Genomic DNA, 15,699 nt, shown 5'->3' on the forward strand with positions numbered 1-15,699 from the left:
GGATTGTGGGAACGACATCGTCGCCCCGTCTAGACGAAACTCACTCGGCGTCGAGCTGGCGGACCGGACGAACCACCTGAGTGCCGGCAATGGCGTCGTGAATGGTCTGGCGAGACCGCTGCCACAGCGGCATGAGATAACTGAACGGAGTCAACAACACAATGACCTGGTTACCAATCTCCACACAGGCCCAGGCCGTGGCACGGACAAGGGCACGCCACCACACCAGTCGGCGATGGTCTTTGCCCTGATTAGTGGTCACGACGCGCAGCCCGCAGACAAGCTGGCCAACCGAACCGGCGCAGGTCGCCAACATGATGAACTGGTAGATCGCCTGGGCGATGATGACGGCACCAACAAGATTCGTCATGTCGTAGACGAACCCTGCATCACTCAGCGACTGCGTGGTGATGACGTCAGACGGGCTCGCCCCCGCGCTGATCCTGCGCATCGATTCGTCGAGGAACGCCTGGTAGCTGGCCATAATGCTGGCGATCTTCTCGTGCATGGTGATGCCAACAACGGCCCACATCAGGACGAAATCGATGACGGTCGACAAGGCTCGCCACCACCACCCGGCCAGGGGCACACCGTCAGCGGTGGTGCCCCACTTGTTGCGCGGCGGCGCTACCTCTCCGTGCCGCGGCGCAGCGGTCGTCTGACGCGGGGACGACGGTACCCGTGAGACCGGGGCCAGCGTCTCAGGCACATGACCGGTGACATGACGCGGTTCGGGTTCCGGCGGATTCCGCAGATTGCGGGTCCATCGTTCGCCGTCCCAATACCGCTCCTGATCACTTCCGGCAGGGTCGGGGTACCAGCCCATGGGGGGAGGAGTCGCATTCGTCACCGGTCCATTCTCCCACGATGGGCCCATGATGCTAATTACGTCCGCTGCCAGCTGGACTCGTCGTCCTCCGTGGTCAGGCATGAACTCCGCCACGTACACTGGTCCACCATGAGCACACAGGTGGCACCAGGTTCCAGCTCGGCGGTCGAGGAAAAGACTCGTCCATCCTTTGATGACGGTGACGCCGAGCGCTTCTCCCATTACGTCCCGAAGGCCAAGCTCACCGACGCCATGGTCAACGGGACCCCTGTCGTCGCCCTGTGCGGCAAGGTGTGGGTGCCCTCCCGCAATCCGGACAAATTCCCCGTCTGCCCGGAGTGCAAGGAGATCTTCGAGTCGATGAAGCGCTGAGTCCCCCAGCACCATCGTCACACAGGTTCGGTCACGTCGGAGAGAGCGCGTCGGCGTCAGACCGTCGCCAACCAGGCGAGGGCCAGCTCGTAACCCTTCAGCCCGAGGCCGGCAATCGTCCCGGTGACGTGCGCCGAGACCACGCTGTGGTGACGGAACTCCTCCCGGGTGGCGATGTTCGAAATGTGCACCTCGATGCAGGGTGCCTCCAACTGGGCCAAGGCATCAGCAATCGCGATATTGTAGTGGCTCCAGGCAGCCGGATTGATGACGACCGGGATCCGATCGTCAGCAGCTTGATGTATCCACCCGATCATCCGCTCCTCGGAGTCGGTCTGACGCACCTCGACGTCGAGCCCGAGCTCGCGGCCGTACTCGATCAGCCGAGCCGCCAGGGCAGCGTGAGTCGTCGCCCCATAGATCTGGGGTTCGCGGCGACCCAGTCGTCCCAGGTTCGGGCCGTTGAGCACCAGGACAGATTTGCTCATACCTGATCCTCCGGACGCTTCTCATCCTCCCTAATGCGACGATCGCCGTACCGAATGTCAGGTTCGAGGAAGAGCGGGCCGACAAGTGGTTCCGCAGCACGGACGGCCACTTCCGCATTGTCGATGATGCGTGCCACCTCGAGTGCGGAGTCACCCGGATCGACGGCGATCTTGGCAGCCAGCAGGATGGTGTCGGGACCCAGGTGGACCGTCTTCATGTAGATGACCGAGTCGACGCCGTCAGCACTCACGAGCGCGTCGTGAATGGCCTTGCGTGACTCCGGAGTTGCCGACTCCCCTTCCAGCAGGGACTTCATCTCTCGCGAGAGAATGGCTGCGACGACGACCAGCAGGACGCCAATACAGGCCGAACCGATACCGTCGAAGATCGGGTTGTGCGTCAGGATGGTGAGGCCGACACCGAGGAACGCGAAGATCAAACCGAGGACGGCAGCCGAGTCCTCCATCATGACCACCGGCAACTCCGGGGCCTTGGCCTTGCGGATGTACTGCAGGATCGTCATGCCCTCACGATCTTGCTTGCTCTCCTTGAGAGCGGTGTGCAGGCTAGCACCCTCGGCACATGCCGAGATGACGGTCACGACCAGCGGCACCCACCACCACTGGGAGTCGAGCAATTCGTCAGGCTGACCGGCGAGAGTGTCGCGGATCTTCTGGTACGACGAGTACAGGGCGAACAATCCACCGACGCTGAAGATGACGACGGCGACGATGTAGCCGGAGATGTACCGGGCCCTCTCGTAACCGAATGGGTGGTCCTCGTCGGCCTTCTTGTGGGCAGCTTTGCCTCCGACCATGAGGACGACCTGGTTGGTGGTGTCGGCCACCGAGTGAATGGCCTCGGCAAGCATCGACGATGCGCCGGTCAGGGCCCATGCGAGGGCCTTCGTCACCGCGATCGCGAGGTTGGCAGAGGCAGCGGCAATGATTGCCTTGCGGCCTCCGCCCTCCTTCTCCGGCTTCTCGGCCTCGTCCGGCTCCCCAGCCACGTGGGACTGACTCATGACATCTCCTCCAGACGGTCCAGCCCAAGGGCCAGATAAACGGTGGCGAAACTTCCCTGCAGCAGGAGGGCAACGTAACGGTCCATCGAGGAGGACCTCTCATCAATACCCAACGGCAGGGTGACGCTGCGCACCCTCACGTCGTGGACGGCACAAAGTTGCTCCAACTCCCGACGAGTGACCTCGTGCTCGGTCGCGGCGTCATCCATGACGACAAGTACCGGTCGACGCGATTCACCATCGAGATCAGGATCGGAAAAGGGATCTCGTCTGGGAGCGGATTCAATGATGGGACGCAGCGCGGCGGCGTCAGCCGACAGCGCGATTCGGCCTGTGGCCCGACGCATCAACTCGGCCAGGCGACGAGAAGCGCGCGCGGCCAGCACCGATCCGCCCCAGGTCAGGGGTTCGGCGTCAGCCAGGGCACAGGCAAGGTCCTTGGCCTGGTTGACCGCCAGATCGCGATGCGGTGAGGCCGATTCAGCCACCATGTCTGCCACCCGAGCGACCTGGCCGGGATCGACGGCAGGACCGAGCCCCAGATCGCCCAGCACTGCCAGCGCGGAAACTGCGGCTGAGATGGGATCCTCGGAGATCATCTGGATGCGGGCAGTGCCATGGTTACCGGCAGCTCGCCAGGATTCGCTGTCCCCGGTGGAGGCCAGGATGATGGCGCTACCGCGACGGCGCGCCTCTGCCACCTGGGCCGCGCATCGTCCATCGGTGTCGAGGACGGCCACGAGATCCAGGGGACCCACCCATGCCGGTAGACGACGGAACGGCCACGCGACGAGGGGGACCGGGCACACCGGCTCCAGAACTGAGCGCACCAGACGGGCTTCCGGACCGACGACGAGAACTCCCCTGGGTTGTCCCCATTCACCGACGGTTCGACGCACCTCGTCGAGGTTGGCCGAGTCGCGACGGACACGTGCACCGGTGCTTGCCAGATGTCGCAAGACCCCCTCGGTCAGAGGGTCGAGCGGCGCGTCGAGACGTGAGTCGTCGAAGATCACTGAGGTCTCAACTCATGACGACGGGTGGGCTCGAAGGCCTCGGTGTCCTGCACGTCAGCGGTCCTCGTCTCCCCGCGCTGACGGGCAGCGTCAAGGCGAAGATCAGGCACACCGTCGCGCACCAGGAAGGCCAGCCCGCAGGACGGCGAGGAACAGACCAGTTCCCCGCTGTCGAAGTCGAGTGCGAACCGGGAGTGGCACGCCGGGCAGGCCGCCACCTCCAGGAATGCCGGTGAGAGATCGAGTGTCTCAGGGGCCAGCGGTAGATCAGGCATGCCCGTCATCCTAGTGGCTTCGCACGTCGTGGCTGGCGTCCGTGATCACCGACAGGTGACCACGACGGCCCAGGACATGGACCGAGGCCGGGTCTGGCTCGGGGACAACCTCGTCTTCCAGCATTCCCACCTCGCGAACAGCCGCAGCAAGGGCCATGAGGTCGTCCACCGGCGGTGCCGGCGCAGGATCATCGATGCCCGGGAGCCGGATGACTTCCCACCCCACCGGGGCTGAGAGGGCTTCGGCGTGCTCCGCGCACATGTCGTAGGCGCCAGGCTCACGGCTGGGCCCCAAGGGGCCGAGGACCGCGGTGCGCTCGGCATACACGTAGGTCAGCGTCGCGACTGCCGGTCGGGAACATCCGGGTCGAATGCACTCTCTCACTCAGGGCACGGTACGCCACGGTCCTGTTTTCCCTGTGGTGCCACGCGGGTACCGACGCATACGGTCGGGGCTGCGCGAGCGTGTGCACCAGGGACATGTAACCTGCACCTGCGGAAGGGCCCGGACTCGTCTGATCGCACTATTGGTACATCCGCAATACAGTGGTGTCATGTCCAAGCGTCGAAACCGTCATGGTCGTGGGCAGCGTGGGCCAGTCGTCCTGCCGCGTGTCTATGGCGGGCGTATCGACCGCATCGACCCCACCGATGCTGAGTTCTTCACGGCCTGCCTGGCCGAAGCCGTCCGCCAGGTGCAGCGGTCGTGTCCGGGGATTCTCGACAACGTCATCGTAGGGGCGGAGGACGTCCCCGCGATGCCGGGCTGGACCGAGGAACGGGTTCCGCTGTCGTCGGCGGTCGACGGCAGTGACGACTCCCCTGCCCGGGTCGTCATCTACCGACGTCCCCTCGAACTGAGGACTGCCAGTCGGCGTGGACTGGCCATCCTCGTCCATCGCACCTTGGTCGAGCAGTTGTCGGCCTTAACCGGTCTTCCGGTGGAGAAGATCGACCCGGATATCGACGACTGAGGCCAACTGTTGTCAGCGCAGCAGCGGGTCGACGGTGGCGCGGCGTCCGTTCGTCGACGTGGCGATGGCGTCCAGCGGCAAGACGGCCAGGCCGCTGCCAGACACCACACCGCCGATGAGTGGAGCCGACCCGACGACGTGCAGGTGACCTGCTGCTGGAACCTTCCCTGACCAGGTGGATCCTGCCGGGACCGTCCCGTTGACCGCGGTCTTCTTCCCGCCGTCAGCTGTCAGAGTGCCTGTGAACGTCACGGCTTCCCCACCGGGGTTCGACAGCTCGAGGGTGCCACCGGCACCAAGGGTCTGTTCGAGCACCTTGCTGGACGAGCCGGGTCCGACGAGGGCGTAGTCGGTGGTGCCGTGCTTTCCCTGCACGAACAACCTGGCCACCAGCGGATCGTGGGCCGACAGCTTGAGGCCGACGGCCTCTCCCGCCAACGCCTTTGACATATCGACCTGAATCGTCGAACGCGGATCGATATCGATCTGGTCAGCACCGTCAGGGGTGAACGGACCGTGTCCCGCCAGTGCCGTCACGGACACACCCAGCCGGGTCGTGCCGGGGTTGGAGATGACGAGGGTTGCGGTGGACACCTTTGCCGGGACCGCTGGCAAGTAGACGGTCTTGGAAGCTGGGGCCATCGCGATCGTCTCGCGGCCCTTGGGAGCCCAGGTACGGGCGCCGACGACGACTCTCCCTTCCCTGGAGCCGATCAACGCGGTGACAGGGGTGGTGTCGTTGTTCCACACTGACAGTGGCAGCACCTTGGTCTGCCCGGGAGACACCCGAATGCCACGCATGCCGGCGGTGTCAATTTCTCCCTTGGAACCCAACAAGGTGACGTCGACAGTCGCCGCCCGAGTATCCGCGTTGACGACCACGAGATCGGAGGCAGACGGATTGGTGAGGCTCACCGCACCATCGGTGGCCGTCCCGACGCAAGGAACCCACGTCGTCTTGCCATGGTCGGCAGACAGGACCGATCCCGTCGGAGGATGCTGCCCTGCCATGGAACGAACGAATCCAGCCGAGTTGTCGATCTTCGTCACGGCAGGAACCGAGGTCTCGGACAGCTTGTCCGCGGACGTGCCGACGTGCAGACTGCCGCCCACGGAGCCAGCGGCGAGACTGGCCTTCCCTTGGGAGGGCGGGCACACGAGGGTGCGCCCGGACGAGATGAGCTGAGCCGCCGGAGCCGTGCGTTGGGACTCCGGAATCGCCGTCGTCAACAATGAGATCGCCACGGCTGCCACGGCCAAGGTCACTGCCCAGACCGGACCCTTCCAGTGGTGTCCTGCCTTGTCGTCAGTAGCCGGCCTCTCAACTGCTGATGCTGTCGACGGATCGCCGTCGTTTCCGTCAAGGTCGTCCTCATCCGGAGTGGCAACGTCGTCAGGATCCATGGCTCGGGCAGCACGAACCACCGGCTCGTCGCCGGCATCCTCAGCATCCACAGCTCGTCGGGCAAGGCCAGCCTCGCCGGGCTCGGCCTCGAAGACCTCCTCGGGCTCCTCGTCATCGGCGAGGGCGCGGCGTGGACGGTCGCTCATGATTCCTCCTGACGACGGTTACGGCGCGCCTTGCGGCCACGGGTGGGGACGGAACGACGCGGGGCGACGGCGCGATTCCGCTGGGCGGCCTGGGGGCCGGCGAGCAACAGCAACGCCAGAGTGGCCACCACCTCAATGGCGCAGGCCCATCCCTGGGTCGGCATCGACCAGGTCACGTCACCACGAGCCGATCCGACGCGGTAGGACTCCCCGATCTCGTGCTGAGCGGTCGGCTGAAGTTCGGTGCCACCCACCTCGACCTTCCAGCGGTCGTCGCGGGGTTCCAGGATCGTCAGGGTGCCCGATGTGGTCACCTTGCCGGAAACGGGCTTCTGGTCTCCGCCGGCTGCACCGAGAACGGCCCTGGATGGCTGGCCATCCACCGTCCAGACGGTCGTCGTCAGGTCAGTGTTGGCAGCAGTCAGACCCGCCGCATTGCCCACCTGGGCGACGACGTCGGAGCCTGCCCCGCTAAGCCAAAGATGGCCAATGCCCAGCGAGGACAGGCGACTCGCGAGGTCGTCGGGGACAGCACCCGTCGCCACTGCCAGGGCAAGGTCAGCCGTGCTATTGGCAATCCGGCTGTCGGAGGAAATGGCGGGGCGTTCACCGCTTCCCCAGCTCGGGTTCTCGGCGTCGACAAGGTTCCAGCGGGCGTCGCTGCCGTGCACATTCACCATGAGGGTGCGAGTCTGGCGCGGCGAGCCCTCCACCGCAGTGACATAGGCGGGACGCATCTCGTCAGTAGTGGACATCGGGCCACGAGCGCCACCGACCAACCACCAGACGCCACCTGCGGCGACGGAGACTGCCATCACCCAGGGCAACCACCGGTTACCAATACTGACGAGGAGCTCTCCCAAGGTCGGCGACTCGTCAGCGGGATGATGATCGGCCTCAGCCCGCTTGAGCAGGGCGGACTGGCGTGCTGCCGCGATGAGTACCAGCAGGACACCGACGCCTACGAGCTGCCATGGCTCAATGGCCGGATGAACCTGCACACCCCAGACGTCAACCAGGACGCGCGATCCGACACCGGCAAGGATGAGGCACACCAAATAGACGAGGATGAGGGCGAGCACCCGGCCTCTCGGATGCCCGGTGAGGGAACCGATGGAGGCCGACCGGTCGATGACGAGACGCCACACAGCCCACAACGCGGCAATCCACAACGGGATCATCGCGATCAGGGTGAACGCGGTCGGGGCCGTGCCGGGAACGATTGATCGTCCGACCAGCAGCCAGAGACCGGCGCGAGTTTCGACGTCGGGGCTCAGGACCGGCTCGCCCCCCGTCAGCAACCGTCCGGGCTCGCTGAACAGCCGTGGAATCCACGGCGAGATGACCAGGAGCGGGCCGACGGCGACGATGGCGGCCAGCATCGGACGACGCGGTCGGGTCATGAGGACGCCCACGGCCACGGCCAGCGGGTAAATCCACAGCGCCGGAACCAAGCTGATGGCCAGGGCCGACCACAGAGCCAGGCCGCCGGCAGAAGAGACGCCTCCGACCTGACGATGACCGATGCCGGCACCACGCAGCTCGGCGGCGTCAACCGTCTCGGAGTTCACGAGACGCCAGGTGTGCAATGCCATGTGGGGAAGGATGACGCCCAGTGCCACGGCCGTCACCGAACCGCGAGCCTGGCCGCCGGTGAGAATCGGCAACAGTCCCCAGAAGCTGGAGAGCAGCACGGTCGTCACGCCGACGCCAATGACGCGACGGAAGAGACGATGTGCCGACATCGCTGTGAGCAGCGGTGTCAGGACGAGCAGGATGCGGACGAGGACTTCTGGCTCGCCAATCGTCAGGACCGAGCCGAAGGCCGACCAGGCAAGCCACGGGGCATTCGCTCCCGTCACGCCCGGAACAGCGGTGAGCCACCGGTGCCAGGCACCGGACAGCCCATGTGGAGCCGGAGCCAGCCACGTCGAGGTCACACTTCCCGGCCCGTAGAGGCCCCGGCAGGCGATAAGCCCGCAGAGCACCATGAGCCCGACCATCACGATGTACGGGTTGACGACGAAGCGATGGTCACGGGCGGTGAAATCGTCGCCGGTGAGATCGTCGATCGTCGTTCCGTCCTCGTTTCGCCACGGATGCATCCGGTCGGAGAGGTCCCCGGCGTAACGGTCGACGGCTCGAGCCCACACACTGCGTCGGCTGGGCAGCAGACGATTGGTGTTCTCCAGATCGTCAGGGTCGCACTGAGCGTGGAATTCCTGCAACCGCTGGGACATCTCGCGGGTGACTGAACGGGTCTTCCACAGCTGCCAGCCGGCTCGCCACTCGTCGGCAGCACGGGAAGGGGCCTTGCCGACCAGCAGAACGATGAATCGCCACACGCTGGCCAGCAACAAGGCGAAACTGGTGCGGGTCGGGTGACCGGTGCGGGCCGCGACCATGCGCATGCCGGCGAGACGGTCGGTGGCGTCCGGGCGAGGGGCCAGATTCGACTCACGTTGCCACCCTCGACCGGCCTGACGGTGGTGGATGGTGCAGGTCGGCGCAGTGCGCACCACCATGCCTGCCTCGTTGGCACGCCATCCAAAGTCGACACCGTCACGGAAGAGCGGAAGGGCGGGATCAAATCCGTCGAGCCGGCTCCACGCCTCCAACCGGACGAACATCCCAGCCGTCGATCCCCCCAGGATGGGGCCGGGATCAGCCTGCTTCTGGTCAATGTCACCGCGGTCAACGACGGGAAGAACCCGAGTACCGCCGGTACTGACACTCTGGCCCTGCTCGTCAATGAACTCGGGGTAATTGCGCCGAGCCGGCTTGAGCAAGGTCGGGTACAGGACGTCAGGGTGAGGCTTGCGAGAAGCCTCATGGAGCAGTGAACTCAAGGAGTCCCGGCCCACCTCCACGTCGTCATGCAAGATCCAAACGTGAGTGACGTCGTCGGGAAGACGATCAAGGGCGAGGTTGACGCCCTGACCAGGCGTGGTGTCGGCGCTGGCCGTGACACATTCTTCCAGCAGCCCCTCACCGACAGCCTCCTCCAACAAGTTCGTGGATTCGTCGGTGGAACCAAGGTCAACCGCGATCTGGACCGCAGCCCTCTCGTCGCTGCGACGCAAGGCGTTGAGAGTTCGCGGCAACCAATCTGCCGCTTGGTGAACGAGCAGGATGACGGCGACTTCGTCAGCGGTGATGTCAGGGACGGCAGGCTCACGACGTTCATGCGCCCATGCCCAGTCCGCCGGATCGACACGCACCGATGGGATGACGGGAATCGTCCAGTCCGTGAGCCCCTCCGCAGTGCGTGGAGCATCGCCGAGGTCAGGCCAACGACCCTCGTCGGGCTCGGTCTCCGCAGAGTACTTCTCGTCACTCACCTGGTAGACCACCTGTTCGTCGACGTCATGGAGCTCGGCGTGCACGTCATATGTACACGACTGATCATCACACATACCAATCGCGCCGACGGCACCTCCGCGCAGACAGGAAATTCTAACGGGCCGTCATCCCCACCGTGGTGTGCCGCCAGGATGGTCACGCCCGCTTGCGCAGTCGACGCCTCTCCATCTCCGACAACCCGCCCCAGATTCCAAATCTCTCGTCGTTCTCGAGGGCGTACTCCAAGCATTCCTGACGCACCTCGCAGGACTCGCAGATGCGCTTGGCTTCACGGGTGGATCCGCCCTTTTCAGGGAAGAATGCCTCCGGATCAGTCTGGGCACACAAGGCCTTGTCGTGCCATTCCGGCTCGTCGTCACCGCCTCCGGCAAGCAAAGTCAGAATCTCGTCCATGGGGGAAGCTCCTCGAGATCAGACGCGGCGGGTTCCGCGCCGATGCACAAATTACACGTGTGAGATTCAGCGCGCGACTCCGTCTCGGGAAAACCCCACAACTACCGGCGTGTCGCGCCGGGGACCAAGGCAGACCTGTGGTTGATTCTCAGCGCCGTCTGCAGTCGTTCGACCATTGGTGATCTTCCGCGTCGCCTCCGGTCTGCTGAGATGTCGAATCGCTCGCCCAATTCTGAGCGTTTCTGGTCTGCGCCGGATCCCATGCGGATGCGCCTGCTCCACTCGCCGCATCACCGGCCCTCGTCCAGACCGCACCGACACCCTCAGGCCAGCTGAACTCCTCCTGAGCGGGGATGTCAGCCTCCTGGGTGACCGCGAGTTGACCTGCAGGTTCCAGCTTCACACCCTCCGCCTCAGGTTCCACGTCGGAACCCTCGGCTTCGTCAGAAGTGGCTGCCTCCGGCCGCGTCAGCACCAGCAGTACCCACGCAGCCAGGACCTTGATGGCAATGGCCAGAAGGTCACCGAAGAGCCCCAGGGACGCCCCCAGAACTCCCCCAGGACCATGAACGGGAGCGAGCAGAGCAAGGATGAGGTCGAATCCGGCAGCACTCGCCACGATGAGAGCAGACACCTTGCCGAGCAATTCGGCATGAGGAGTCGCCGGACGAATGAACCGGCACACCAGGACCGCGGCCAGCAGCAACAGGATCATGCCGATGCCCAGCGAACTTCCCGACAAGCTACGAGCCATTCCGAAAAGGCCGCTGTGCTCGTGGATCATCATCGTGACGGCCCGCACCAGGAAGGCCACGAGAAATCCGATACTGACGACGATGACGGTCCATGCAATGGGCTCGCGGATTTCCCGGGCGTTCTTCACGCGAATCGTCCTCCCGCCTGGGCAGCCACCTCAGCCACCAGAGCCTTGACCTGCTGGGAGTGGGAGAGCGGCACCACCAGGGTGGCACGGTCGGTGCTCACCACGGCCATGCCGTGCAAACCTGCCACGGCAAGCACGGTATCAGGGCGGTCGTTGATGAGCAGATTCCCGGCTGAGTCGACGGTGACGGTCATACCCGTCACGTTGTTACCCCCACCGTCCTCAGGCAGGTGAGGGGCCAAGGCCTCAAAGGAGCCGACGTCGTACCACTGGATCTCCAGCGGAATCGCAGCGACATGTACTCCGCATCCGCCGTGGGAGGCCGGTTCCATCACCGCGACGTCGACGGAGACCTTCTCCATGAGCGGGTACACCTCGGTGATCCGGGACGGATCGGCGACAAGCTCGTCAACCTGGTGGCGGGTCCGGGGCTTGAGTTGGGACACACAGTTCAACAGGGTCGATGCCCGCCAGACGAACATGCCGGAGTTCCACCAATACTCGCCTGAATCGAGGTATTCGCGGGCAAGCTCCGGGCTGGGCTTCTCAACGAACTCGAGAACCTTGTAACCACGGGGATCCGAATCCAGCGGGCCACCCCGGTGAAGGTAACCGAAACCGGTGTTCGGCTCGGTGGGGACGACGCCGAAGGTCACCAAGGCGGCAGGGTCGTCCGTGGCGAGATCGAATCCGTGTTGCAAGGCGGCGCGAAAGTCGTCAGCAGGACGGATGATGTGGTCAGCCGTGACGACAGCCATGACGCCGTCAGGATCGCGGTCAGCGATGATGCCAGCCGGCCATGCCACGGCATTGAGGGAGTCCCGTCCGACCGGTTCACCGAGGATGTTCTCAGCCGGGAGCTCTGGCAACAGCTTGGCCACGGTATCGGCATACGAGGCGCCGGTGCACACCACGATGTTGGCGTCCGGAACGAGACCGGCCACCCGCTCGTAGGCCATCCGCAGCAGGCTCATCCCGTCGATGAGCTCCAGCAGCTGTTTGGGCTCTCCCTGATGAGACAGTGGCCACAGGCGCGTACCGGACCCGCCTGCCAGGATGAGGACGTGTTGCATGTCGACAGAGTATCTGACCACACCGATGCAACCGTGTTGGACGCACCGCGGCGTTTCATCCTTCACAATGGTGGCCATGGTTTCCCTGGCCCGACCGACCGCCGCCCGCAGCTCCGACCCGCTCACCGCCCTGTGGCGTCGCAGCGAGGAGGCGGGTGCGCTGCCGATCCTGACCTGGTATGACGGCACAGATCGCGGTGAATTGTCCGCCCGCACCCTGCTCACCTGGGTGACCAAGTCTGTTCACCTCCTCGACTCCGAGGGGATCGCGGCAGGAGACGTCGCGAGGTTGTCCGTCTTCAGGCAGCGCCCTGGCCACTGGACCAGTTGCGTGTGGCTGCTGTCCTCCTGGTGGGCCGGTCTGCGGGTTGACCTTACCGGGCTGGACGAAGCCACAGTGGAAGTGATCGGCCCGGACACCGACCCTGTTGACTCCCCCGAGGTCCTCGTCCAGTGCAGCCTCACACCACTGGCAACCCCGTGCCAAAACCTCGTTCCGGGGGCCATCGACAACGCTGACGTGCTGGCTGGCCCCGACGACCTCGTCACTGCACGACCCGCCGCGTCCGGGTCAGTGTGGCTCAAGGGATGCCAGGAGTGGACCGGCGAGCAGCTGTGCGGCGTCGTGCCGTTGGACCGAGCGGTGTTGCTCTCCCCGGAACGGATTCGGGTCGGTGGTGGGGAACTCGTCGCCACGACCCTCGTCAGCTGCCTGCTCGGCGGCGGGTCACTCGTCCTGGTCGAGTCAAGCGACGATGTCGCTGCCATCACCACTCAAGAGGGAGCCGTCGAGGTGTGAGATCAGTCCTCGGAACGCTCGCCGAGACCGACGAGGAATCCGACTCCCCAACTCATGTGCATGATCGCCAGCACCACTGGCAGTCGAGCCCGGACGCCCGGATCCATGTCGCGTTTCATCGCCGCCGATCCAATCCCGATGATGCTTCCATAACCCAGCGGGGCCACCCATCCGATGAGTGGCCAACGCTTCAGCCACGGCCTGCCCCTGACCGCCTCGACGATTCCGACGATTCCGAGGGCGGTTCCCGTCACCACTCCGGTGACCGCAATGGGAGCGGCCAGATAGCGCAGACTCACCGAGTCGCGATGGCGCCGCATGACTTCACGACGCCACTGGCCGGTGCGGAAGAACTGCCGGGCCAACGCCTTGACGGTGGAACGGGGGCGGTAGGTCACCCGAAGATCGGGGCTGAACCACACTTCTCGTCCCGACTGACGCAGGCGGTAGTTGAGCTCCCAGTCCTGAGCGCGATCAAATTCGGGGCAGAAGCCGCCGACGGCCTCAAGATCCGCCTTGCGGAACACCCCGAGGAAGACCGTCTCCGCTGGCCCTTCAGGGGCATTTCCCTGGTGGAAGGCGCTGCTCCCCAAGCCGAGCTTCGAGGTGTAGGCGACGGCGACGGCCTGCTCGAAGGGGGTACGACCCTTGGCGTCCATGACTCCACCGACATTGGCCGCCCCGGTTCGCTCCAGCAACTCGACAGCCGTCGCGATGTACTCCGGGCCGAGCTCACCGTGAGCGTCGACGCGCACGATGATCTCGTACTGAGAAGCGGCCACACCGAGGTTGAGAGCCTTGGGGGTGGTGCCGCCGGGATTGTCGATGACCCGAATGCGATCGTCCCGGGCAGCCAGCTCCTGAGCGATCTCAGCGGTGCGGTCAGTGCTGGGAGCGATGGCAAGGATGACCTCCATCTGTCCCGGGTAGCCCTGATTGAGGACACCGGCCACCGATTCCTCGAGGTACCGTTCCTCGTTCCTCACCGGTATGACAACACTGACCGGGGGCGCGAGGTATGACGACATGGACGACATTGTGCCAGTTCGGAAGAAACTGTGAATCCTGAGGCACACGGGACTCGCCCAATAAGCCTCAGGAATCTGCATGGCCTTGCGACTACCGTGGAATTCATGCCTAATCGAGACACTGGGCGCGGTCCCCGCGACAAGCGATCTCGTCAGTCCGACCTGGACTGGCTATACGGAGTTGACGCCATTGACGCCACCCGTATCGATCCGATAAATGCACCGCACAGCGAATCGGGCCGACCCCACAGTGGGGCGGGTCGATCGCAAGGTGGTCGACGTCCGCAATCCCGGCAGGGTGCCGACCGATCCACCCGACCGCGCCCACGGTCGACGTCATCCCCACGGCCCACTGGTGATCCGTACCGGCCGAGTGCCCAACCAGCCCGTCGGCCCCCGCGTCAAGCCCCTCCTCCTCGTCTGCGGCAGCGGGCGAGTCGTCCCGCACCACGCCCTCGCAAGCGTCGGCACCCCTTCAAGGTCATCATGGTGCTGTTGTTGGCGTGGTTGGTGTGGCTTGTCGCCGTACCGTCCTATGCGTTGAGTCGGACCGGAACCGTCGATGCCACCCCCGACGGTCCGCGGGGTGCAAGCCATCCCGGTACCCTCGTGCTCCTCGTCGGCACCGACGAGAGGCAAAACCTCACGACGAAACAGCAGAAGGAGTTCGGTACCGGAACCGAGAGTGGTCTTCGCACCGACACCATGCTGCTGCTCTACATGCCGCCGGAGGGAAAGAACGTCCTGATCTCCCTGCCGCGCGACTCGTACCTGCCCATCCCGGGGCACCATCACAACAAGCTCAACGCCGCCTACTCGATTGGTGGCGCCAAGCTACTGGTCCAAACGATTGAGAGGGCCACCGACCTGCGTGTCAACGGCTACGTCGAGATTGGGTTCGGTGGCTTCGTGGAAATGGTCGATGCGGTCGGCGGAGTCGAGGTGACCCTCGACAATCCGATGGTCGACAAGGATTCCCACACCAACCTTCCTGCCGGCACCCAGACCCTCGACGGAGTTCAGGCCCTGGGATATGTCCGCATGCGAAAGGCCGATCCCGAGGGCGACCTGGGGCGCGTCAAGAGGCAGCAGACGGTGGCTTCCCAAGTCGCGACGAAGGCCCTCAGCCCGTGGACCCTCATCAACCCGGTGCGATATTGGAACCTCAACATGGCGGCCTCGGATGCGGTGAAGCTCGGCACCGACACTTCGACCTTGACTGCCCTCAAGACCGCTCGCGGTCTCATGAAGGTTTCCGGCAACGACGGCATCAAGATGACGGTCCCGGTGTCAACGGTCTCGGCCAACACCTCGGCCGGTTCCTCGGTGCTGTGGAATGACAGGAAAGCGGCTCGGCTGTGGGATGAGCTGAGGAGCGGTGACACCTCAAAGGTGACCGAACTGTCCTGATCTGACGTTGAAACGCCGAGGTCGGTGTCTCCATCAACTCTCCTCTCGGTCGCAGTACCACGGCCTGGCTCGCCCGTCCCAGCCCTGATCACGTGAGCAGGCCGTGGTAGCTCCGGAAAACCGTGGCGGCACTGCCATCCCACCTGCTTGTGCGATACGCATCTTCCGGGACCACCACGGCATCATCAGCCTGCCGAGTGAGACCACACCTCGAATCACC

The 15,699-nt window shown here is 64.8% G+C and carries 16 protein-coding genes; 4 read left to right on the forward strand and 12 right to left on the reverse strand.

Annotated features, from left to right (window positions below; translation table 11 throughout):
* Window positions 1-40 precede the first annotated feature (40 nt).
* Window positions 41-850: an RDD family protein gene (locus ACP8LP_RS08330; protein WP_036976169.1), complete on the reverse strand. Its 810-nt coding sequence runs from the start codon at window positions 848-850 to the stop codon at window positions 41-43.
* A gap of 108 nt (window positions 851-958) precedes the next feature.
* On the opposite strand from ACP8LP_RS08330, the gene ACP8LP_RS08335 reads away from it, so the two are divergent.
* Window positions 959-1,201: a DUF3039 domain-containing protein gene (locus tag ACP8LP_RS08335; protein WP_202725685.1), complete on the forward strand. Its 243-nt coding sequence runs from the start codon at window positions 959-961 to the stop codon at window positions 1,199-1,201.
* 56 nt (window positions 1,202-1,257) lie between these two features.
* Here ACP8LP_RS08335 and aroQ read toward each other — a convergent pair whose 3' ends face one another.
* From aroQ to ACP8LP_RS08360, 5 genes are read right to left on the reverse strand one after another with little or no spacing between them, the layout of a single operon-like run.
* The gene (gene aroQ, locus ACP8LP_RS08340; protein WP_016665933.1) at window positions 1,258-1,689 is read right to left on the reverse strand and encodes a type II 3-dehydroquinate dehydratase; all 432 of its coding nucleotides are present in this window, start codon (window positions 1,687-1,689) and stop codon (window positions 1,258-1,260) included.
* Window positions 1,686-2,714: a cation diffusion facilitator family transporter gene (locus ACP8LP_RS08345; RefSeq protein WP_016665934.1), complete on the reverse strand. Its 1,029-nt coding sequence runs from the start codon at window positions 2,712-2,714 to the stop codon at window positions 1,686-1,688. The genes aroQ and ACP8LP_RS08345 overlap by 4 nt, the downstream gene beginning before the upstream one ends.
* A complete protein-coding gene (locus tag ACP8LP_RS08350) occupies window positions 2,711-3,730 on the reverse strand; it encodes a phosphoheptose isomerase family protein (protein ID WP_021107748.1) in 1,020 nt (339 codons plus the stop codon). Before ACP8LP_RS08350 ends, ACP8LP_RS08345 begins: the two co-directional genes overlap by 4 nt.
* A complete protein-coding gene (locus ACP8LP_RS08355) occupies window positions 3,727-4,005 on the reverse strand; it encodes a Trm112 family protein (protein ID WP_016665936.1) in 279 nt (92 codons plus the stop codon). The genes ACP8LP_RS08350 and ACP8LP_RS08355 overlap by 4 nt, the downstream gene beginning before the upstream one ends.
* Before the next feature lie 10 nt (window positions 4,006-4,015).
* A complete protein-coding gene (locus ACP8LP_RS08360) occupies window positions 4,016-4,390 on the reverse strand; it encodes a DUF3499 domain-containing protein (protein ID WP_169311828.1) in 375 nt (124 codons plus the stop codon).
* A 169-nt stretch (window positions 4,391-4,559) separates the two neighbouring features.
* Here ACP8LP_RS08360 and ACP8LP_RS08365 point away from each other — a divergent pair, with 169 nt between their 5' ends.
* Complete coding sequence (locus tag ACP8LP_RS08365; RefSeq protein ID WP_016665937.1) at window positions 4,560-4,979, forward strand: metallopeptidase family protein; 420 nt, start codon at window positions 4,560-4,562, stop codon at window positions 4,977-4,979.
* Between the two features lie 12 nt (window positions 4,980-4,991).
* Here the strand turns inward: ACP8LP_RS08365 and ACP8LP_RS08370 are convergent, their stop codons facing one another.
* The 5 genes from ACP8LP_RS08370 to ACP8LP_RS08390 all read right to left on the reverse strand — a co-directional run bounded on the left by ACP8LP_RS08370 (window position 4,992) and on the right by ACP8LP_RS08390 (window position 12,242).
* Window positions 4,992-6,530 (reverse strand): DUF5719 family protein, encoded by a 1,539-nt coding sequence (locus ACP8LP_RS08370; RefSeq protein WP_016665938.1) that lies wholly within the window; start codon window positions 6,528-6,530, stop codon window positions 4,992-4,994.
* On the reverse strand, window positions 6,527-9,916 hold the full coding sequence (locus ACP8LP_RS08375; protein WP_484483381.1) for a glycosyltransferase family 2 protein: 3,390 nt from the start codon (window positions 9,914-9,916) through the stop codon (window positions 6,527-6,529). The genes ACP8LP_RS08370 and ACP8LP_RS08375 overlap by 4 nt, the downstream gene beginning before the upstream one ends.
* A gap of 112 nt (window positions 9,917-10,028) precedes the next feature.
* The gene (locus tag ACP8LP_RS08380; protein WP_002528575.1) at window positions 10,029-10,286 is read right to left on the reverse strand and encodes a WhiB family transcriptional regulator; all 258 of its coding nucleotides are present in this window, start codon (window positions 10,284-10,286) and stop codon (window positions 10,029-10,031) included.
* Between the two features lie 148 nt (window positions 10,287-10,434).
* Window positions 10,435-11,169, reverse strand: coding sequence for a hypothetical protein (locus tag ACP8LP_RS08385; RefSeq protein ID WP_016665940.1), 735 nt, complete (start codon window positions 11,167-11,169; stop codon window positions 10,435-10,437).
* Window positions 11,166-12,242 carry a mannose-1-phosphate guanylyltransferase gene (locus ACP8LP_RS08390; protein ID WP_016665941.1) on the reverse strand — a complete coding sequence of 359 codons (1,077 nt, stop codon included), beginning with the start codon at window positions 12,240-12,242 and terminating at the stop codon, window positions 11,166-11,168. Before ACP8LP_RS08390 ends, ACP8LP_RS08385 begins: the two co-directional genes overlap by 4 nt.
* Before the next feature lie 67 nt (window positions 12,243-12,309).
* Between ACP8LP_RS08390 and ACP8LP_RS08395 the strand changes: the two genes are divergently transcribed.
* On the forward strand, window positions 12,310-13,041 hold the full coding sequence (locus ACP8LP_RS08395; protein WP_016665942.1) for a TIGR03089 family protein: 732 nt from the start codon (window positions 12,310-12,312) through the stop codon (window positions 13,039-13,041).
* A 2-nt stretch (window positions 13,042-13,043) separates the two neighbouring features.
* On the opposite strand, the gene ACP8LP_RS08400 is transcribed toward ACP8LP_RS08395, so the two are convergent.
* Window positions 13,044-14,069 (reverse strand): glycosyltransferase family 2 protein, encoded by a 1,026-nt coding sequence (locus ACP8LP_RS08400; RefSeq protein WP_016665943.1) that lies wholly within the window; start codon window positions 14,067-14,069, stop codon window positions 13,044-13,046.
* A gap of 30 nt (window positions 14,070-14,099) precedes the next feature.
* On the opposite strand from ACP8LP_RS08400, the gene ACP8LP_RS08405 reads away from it, so the two are divergent.
* Window positions 14,100-15,479 (forward strand): LCP family protein, encoded by a 1,380-nt coding sequence (locus ACP8LP_RS08405; protein ID WP_435374085.1) that lies wholly within the window; start codon window positions 14,100-14,102, stop codon window positions 15,477-15,479.
* Window positions 15,480-15,699: the final 220 nt, after the last annotated feature.

This window comes from Cutibacterium sp. LaCa_89 (assembly GCF_058177555.1).